This window comes from Geomonas sp. (assembly GCF_035254065.1).
In the GTDB taxonomy this organism is placed as follows: domain Bacteria; phylum Desulfobacterota; class Desulfuromonadia; order Geobacterales; family Geobacteraceae; genus Geomonas.
The window spans coordinates 21,727-27,996 of record NZ_DATFBA010000203.1 but is presented as its reverse complement, the minus strand read 5'-3'; the positions used below and the strand labels follow the sequence as shown (position 1 = coordinate 27,996).

Here is a 6,270-nt window from a genome sequence, read left to right as displayed (position 1 = left end):
GAAAAGCGCCTCCGCCTCGTCGATCCTGCCCCCGGCGAGCACTTTTTGCGAAATAGATTCGAAATTCATTTTTAGTCCAATCCCAAAAAAAATTATTAACAGGGATGAAGGGGATAAAGACTGTTAAATCAGCCTTTGACTCAGTCCTTTTCTCCCCACCGCTTGAAGAGCCGGTTCTCCACTCCCACGCTGTCCAGCACCTTCCCCACCACGAAGTCGACCAGGTCCGCCATACTCTGCGGATGATGATAGAAGGCGGGCATGGGGGGCACGATACGCACCCCCAGGCGGGACAGCTTCAGCATGTTCTCCAGGTGGATGGCGTTGAGCGGCGTCTCCCGCGGCACCAGCACCAGCGGACGCCCCTCCTTCAGCATGACGTCGGCGGCACGCTCCAGGAGGTTCCCCGAGTTGCCACAGGCGATTCGGGAAAGGGTCCCCATGGAGCAGGGGACTACGATCATGGCGTCGGCGGAGGAGGAACCGCTGGCGATGGGGGAGAGGAGATCGTTCTCGGGATGGTAACTCAGCCGGTCGGGGGCGCAGCCGAAGTGGGCTAGCAGATGGGCGGTTACCTCATCCCTGTCCCCCTGCCACTCTACGCCGCACTCCTCCCGGAGCACCTCGAAGGCCGCGCCGGTGATCAGCATGCTCACCCGACAGCCGGCAGCCAGCAACTCCTCGGCGGCGCGCAGGCCGTAGACGGCCCCGGAGGCGCCGGTCAGCGCCAGGGCGAAATGCCTCCCGCTCACGCCGCGCCCCCGATCATCACATCAAGGAGGGTGGCCAGGAAGACGGTCACGCTGATGTAACCGTTCATGTTGAAGAAAGCGGCGTCCAGTTTTTCGAGATCGCCACCGCGCAGAAGCCAGTGCTCGTACAAAAGCATCCCGCAGGTGGCGACGCACCCCAGCAGGTAGAAGGTCCCCAGGTGCAGGACCAGGTAGACCCCGATCAGCATGCAGCAGGCGACGAGATGAAAGAGCCGCGCGGTCCAGAGCGAGCCGTTCACCCCGAGCTTGACCGGGATGGAGTGCAGGCCGCTTGCCCGGTCGAACTCCAGATCCTGCAGTGCGTACAGGATGTCGAAACCGGCCACCCAGAACATCACGGCGAAGGCCAGCAGGAAGGCGGGGAGCGGCGCCTCGCCCCGGATGGCGATCCAGGCTCCCAGGGGCGCGCCGGAGAGGCAGATCCCCAGCACCACGTGGGCCAGTGAGGTGAAGCGCTTGCAGTAGGAGTAGAGAAGCAAGAAGCCGAGCGCAACCGGCGAAAGGTAGAGGCAGAGCGGGTTGAGCATGCGGGCGGCGAGCAGCATGAGGGCCACGGAAAGGGCGATGAAGGCGAGCACAGCTCCGCGGCTCAAGAGCCCGGCGGGGATGGCGCGCCCGGCGGTACGGGGATTCCTGCCGTCGATCTCGGCGTCGATCACCCGGTTGAGCCCCATGGCTGCGGTGCGCGCGCCGACCATGGCCAACACGATCCACCCCACCTGGGAGAGGCTGGGGAGTCCGCGCGCGGCCAAAAGGGCGCCGGTGAAGGCGAAGGGAAGCGCGAAAATCGTGTGGGAGAACTTGATCATCTCCAGGAAGACCCGCACCCTGGCGTACACTGTCATCTCAACTCCTGCCTGACTGCTCATGGTGACTTATCCTCACTCAAAGCCGTATTCCCGCCACCTCGCCTCGACCTGAGCGAGCACGGCGGGATCCTGCCGCAACTCCTGAAAGCGTCCTCCGCCCTCTTCCGGAAACTTGCGGGTAGCGTCCACCCCCAGGCAGCCGTCGGAGGCAACCAGGTCCTCCGGGAAGCGGACCGCGTTCAGTGCCTGCCAAAAGGCGCCGGAGAGGGTGCCGGCTGGCTCGCCGGCATCGACCACCACCAGCAGCTTTCCCTTTTTAAGCCACCCCTCGCGGCGCAGCGCTTCCAGCACCCGGCGCCCCTGGCCGGCTTCACTTTTTTCGATGGCCACCACGGCGCAACCGTGGAAGATCCCCTCCAGCGGCATGCTGATGTCGACGATCTCCGGACAAATTTCCCGTAACAGGGGGAGCAACAGCCGTTCGGCGGCCTTGGCCAGGTAGCAGTCTTCCATGGGAGGAGGGCCGACCACGGTGGCTTGGCAGATGGGGTCCCTGCGGTGGGTGATCCGGGTGACGCGTAGCAGCGGAACCTGCTCCCCTTCATCATAAGTGCCGGTGTGATTGCCGAAGCGCCCCTCGGCGCGGCTCTCCCCCGGCTCGATGCGTCCCTCGATCACCAGCTCGGCACGGGCCGGCACCAAGAGTTCTGAGGTCAGGCAGCGGGCCATCTCGAGCGGCTCGCCGTTCAGGAAGCCGGCGAGGGTGAGCTCGTCGAAAGGCTCGGGCAGGGGGAGCGAGGCGGCCAGGGTCAGGGCCGGATCGACACCGACCGCGATGGCCACCGGCATGGCTGCCCCGGCGGCGAGGTATTTCCGGTGATGCTGAAAGCCGCCGCTGCCGGGCTTCCAACGGATGCCGGCAGTCTGGCCGTCGAACAGGCGGACCCGGTACATGCCCACGTTCCCCGCCCCGCTCTCCGGGTCCCTGGTGAAGACCAGCGGCAAGGTGATGAAGCGGCCGCCGTCCGCGGGCCAGCTCTTCAGAAAGGGGTAACTCCCCAGCTCGGGAAACTCCTCGACCACTTCCTGGCAGGGGGGATCGGCAACCGTGCGCGGGGCGGGTGCTGCGGCAGGATCGGCGATCAGCCGCTCCATGAGGCGGGTCAGCTCGGCCAGGCTCTCCACCCCGAGCGCCGTAGCCATCCTGGAAGGGGAGCCGAACAGGTTAGTGGCCACCGGATGGGGAGTCCCCCGGACCCGGCGAAAGAGCAGGCCCTTGCCACCAGCGGCAAGCTTGCTCTGCCGGTCGGTGATGGCGGCGACCTCCAGCTCCGCGTCCACCTCCGCCTCGACGGTCGTCAGCTCCCCCGTCGATCGCAAAGCGGCAAGAAAGCCGCGTAAGTCCCTGTAGCCCATGGACACCCCGAAAGTTCTTTAACCGCAAGGTTTTATCACTTCCACCGGGGGATGACAACGTTTTTCAGCGCAAAAACGGGAATGCGGTAGAATTTTACGGTGCAAACGCCCCTGCACGCCGCCACCTGCATTGACGTCCTTGTGTGATGGATCTTGGCACTGCGCCAGAAACGGAAATCCAATCCTGAGCAAAGGAGGCAAGGTCATGAAACGGCACGGGGGAGCACAGGAACGTTTGGCTGTCACCGCCCGCACCCTGGTGGGGGCCCTTGCAATTTCCCTCCCGCTGCTGCTCACCGCCTGCGGCGGAGGCGGCGGCACTCAACCCTCCGGGATCACTACCACCCCCTCCGGCTCGCCATCCACCCACTCCCCGGCCGTCTCCAGCTCGTTCGCCTTCACGGCGGACGGTTACGGCATGCTGCACCCCACCTTCCTGTGCGCCAGCCAGTCGAGCCTGGGGCTTGTGCTGCGGGCGGCGATCGCCTCGACCCTGACCGATCCCAACTTCCAGACCGTGATCAGGATCGACATCACCGACGCCTGCCAGCTGGTCCCCGGCGGCAGCTATTCCCTGGGGGGCGCCACCGCGGGGGGAACCCCCTTCCCGGGACAGATCTACTTCTTCAACGGGCACCCCTCCACGCTGCTGCAGAGCACGGCAGGCACCATCACCTTCAGCTCGATCGGCAAGAACACGGGCGACCCCATCGCCGGCTCCTTCACGGCCGTCGTGCAGGACAACGGTTCCAGCGCCACCCCGAAGCCTACCTACACCATCGCGGCCACCTTCAGCTTCAGCGCGGAGGGCGCCGGCCCCATCGTCGCCCAAGCCCCGCTCTCTGGCAGTTCCCCTCCTTGACCCACTCCATTACTGCCCGCCACTGGCCGGGGAGCCCCGACTCCTTTACGCGCCCCGCACCCCGTCTTCTCCCCACCTGGAGCTGACTGCCCCCCAAGCTCCGTGCCCCCGGAACTTCCTTTTAATATCTCTTAGCAATATCACTGCCCACAACAATATCGCTGTAATTAACTGAGAGACTCTCGCCGCCCCACGGAGCGCCCTCGCCCCGCCACCTCACAACAGACGGGCTGATGGTCCTATTTCACTATTAAAAAGGTTCGTTATCTCAAGACAATAGACTTAATTCCCTGATGCTGAATAAAGCGAACCGCAGTTCTGTACTTCCCGTGAAGGAAGCAGTTCTATCCCCGTGGTTATTCTTTCCAGCCAAACAACGTGAAATGACCAAATGTGACTAAATCTGACAGGGGAGGCAATAACGATTTTTTTTACGATTTTTAGTGACTTAAGTCACTTTTCTAATGCGAAAAAGCTTTTTATTCCGCGTGATTTTTGGTATTGTGCTGACACTTTGCATCTATCCCCAAAGGCCCGTTCTGTCAGTGAAACCTTCGTCAAAACACCAGGCGAATCTTCTTGCCACGGGACGGGCAGCATGGTGATAGAGATATTATTAAAATGACCCCCTCAGGAGAGGCACCCTCCGGACCGTCACGGTCCGGGATCCCCCCGCAGGCAAGCCACATAATCTGACTCCGATAAAGGCAAACCCGGAGCAATCCGGCGACGCAAAGCCACGGGTCCATTTCCAGCGGAATGGATAGCCGGGTTACCGAAGAGCATCTGGAGAAAGACCCACCTCTGAGTACCGCTCGGTACCGCCCAGGGCCAAGTTCTATCTCCAGCCCAAAAAGCGGCGTTTTTTCGCGCCCTTAGGGACGAACCGAGAGGTCGGATTGCTCGAAGAAAAGCGCAACATCGTTGAACTGTCACGGTCGGCAGGCGGCCCCGGGGAAAGGGGGGGCTATGCCTTCCGTCTCTTTTTGTGCGCCGTCACCCTGCTCATCGCCGCACTGGGCGTCACCCTCCATCCCGAAAGCTCCCTCGCCGGCACCTCCGGCAACGCCATCGTCCGCAACACCATCACCGTCAACTACAACGACGCCTTGGGTGTCGCCCAGCCCCAGGTCGCCGCCAGCATCGACCTGGTGGTGAACACGGTATCGGCCCCCCCCACCGTCAGCTTCCTCCCCGGCTCCGGGAGCACGGACGGCACCGGTTCCACCGCCACCTACACGGTCCGGGTCACCACCAACTCCAACGGCCCCCGCCTGGTCGCCCTGTCGGTCCAGGACTTCACCGCCTCCACCAACATGCAGTCGAAAAGCCCGACCGATCCCTCCGGCCTCGCCGCCAGCGTCTTCCTGGGCGCCACCATGGTAGACCCCTCCGACAGCAACGGCACCATCGCCAGCTGGCAAAACGGCGCCACCCTCACCTTCAAGGTCCCCAACGACGGCGGGGCCCCGACCGACGCCGCCGAGACCGGGGGCGCCTTCAACGACGGGGTGGTGAACGGGCTGAAGGCCGGCGACACCGTCTACCTCTTCACCGACCGCTACTACGGCCCCTTCCAGGTCGGCACGGTGAGCGACCCCGCGCCTGGCAGCGGTTCCACGGTGACCGCCGCCAGCATCCAGCTCACCAACATCTCCGGCGCCACCCTGACCAACCTGGCCACCGCCTACGCCCAGATCGTCGAGTTCAAGGACCTCTCCCTGACGGTGACCCAGGGGACGGTGGCCGACGCCACCGCCGCCTCCAACTGGACCACCACGGTCACCGCCACCATGGCGGGGCCCGTGGCCACCAGCGCCGACGTGCTCACCGCCTCCCACATGGGAAGGATCTCGGTGGCTAAACTGGTGCGCAACGTCACCACCTCCGCAGCCGGCAGCGGCCCCTACACCTTCACCATCAACGGCGGCACCAACCTCTACTACACCGGCGGTGTCACCGGCAAGCCGGGTGAGGTGCTGGAGTACCTGGTGGTGGCGAGCGACATCGGCACCGGGGATGCCCAGGGGGTCTACGTGACCGACACCCTCCCTCGCTACACCTCGCTGATGACCGGGGCCAGCTACGGGACGGGGGGGACAGGGACGGTGTTCGCCCGGGCACTGTTCAACGGGCTGGAAACCAGCATGAGCACCGGCAAGAGCGGCCTGGCCAACGTCGCCTACGGCGCGGTGTCCACGGGCAGTCCACCGCAGCTGCAGTTCTGGCTGGGGACCGGATGCAGCGGCTCCTCCGGAGGGACCCTCAACAGCTCATTCGAGGGGCTACGCACCACCACGAACGCGTACCTCGTCTACCAGGTGAAGATAAACTGACGCCCCCCCTTGCGCTGCCGCAAGGGGCTTTCGCTTTTTTAGGCAACTAACAACAACACCAAGACGCATCACCA

5 protein-coding genes and 1 riboswitch are annotated in these 6,270 nt (G+C 64.1%); of the genes, 2 read left to right on the top strand and 3 right to left on the bottom strand.

The features are described 5' to 3' along the window. Nucleotides 1-140: 140 nt before the first annotated feature. Genes VJ604_RS09790 through VJ604_RS09780 form a run of 3 tightly spaced genes read right to left on the bottom strand, consistent with a single transcriptional unit; the run spans nucleotide 141 to nucleotide 2,998 of the window. Nucleotides 141-752 (bottom strand): UbiX family flavin prenyltransferase, encoded by a 612-nt coding sequence (locus VJ604_RS09790; protein WP_324082036.1) that lies wholly within the window; start codon nucleotides 750-752, stop codon nucleotides 141-143. Continuing rightward, on the bottom strand, nucleotides 749-1,618 hold the full coding sequence (locus VJ604_RS09785; protein ID WP_324082034.1) for a 4-hydroxybenzoate octaprenyltransferase: 870 nt from the start codon (nucleotides 1,616-1,618) through the stop codon (nucleotides 749-751). The genes VJ604_RS09790 and VJ604_RS09785 overlap by 4 nt, the downstream gene beginning before the upstream one ends. A gap of 36 nt (nucleotides 1,619-1,654) precedes the next feature. After that, on the bottom strand, nucleotides 1,655-2,998 hold the full coding sequence (locus tag VJ604_RS09780) for a UbiD family decarboxylase (RefSeq protein WP_324082032.1): 1,344 nt from the start codon (nucleotides 2,996-2,998) through the stop codon (nucleotides 1,655-1,657). A gap of 205 nt (nucleotides 2,999-3,203) precedes the next feature. Between VJ604_RS09780 and VJ604_RS09775 the strand changes: the two genes are divergently transcribed. Continuing rightward, nucleotides 3,204-3,860: a hypothetical protein gene (locus VJ604_RS09775; protein WP_324082031.1), complete on the top strand. Its 657-nt coding sequence runs from the start codon at nucleotides 3,204-3,206 to the stop codon at nucleotides 3,858-3,860. A 696-nt stretch (nucleotides 3,861-4,556) separates the two neighbouring features. Then, a riboswitch (cyclic di-GMP riboswitch) is annotated at nucleotides 4,557-4,640 on the top strand. A 119-nt stretch (nucleotides 4,641-4,759) separates the two neighbouring features. Beyond that, complete coding sequence (locus VJ604_RS09770) at nucleotides 4,760-6,196, top strand: hypothetical protein (RefSeq protein ID WP_324082029.1); 1,437 nt, start codon at nucleotides 4,760-4,762, stop codon at nucleotides 6,194-6,196. Nucleotides 6,197-6,270: the final 74 nt, after the last annotated feature.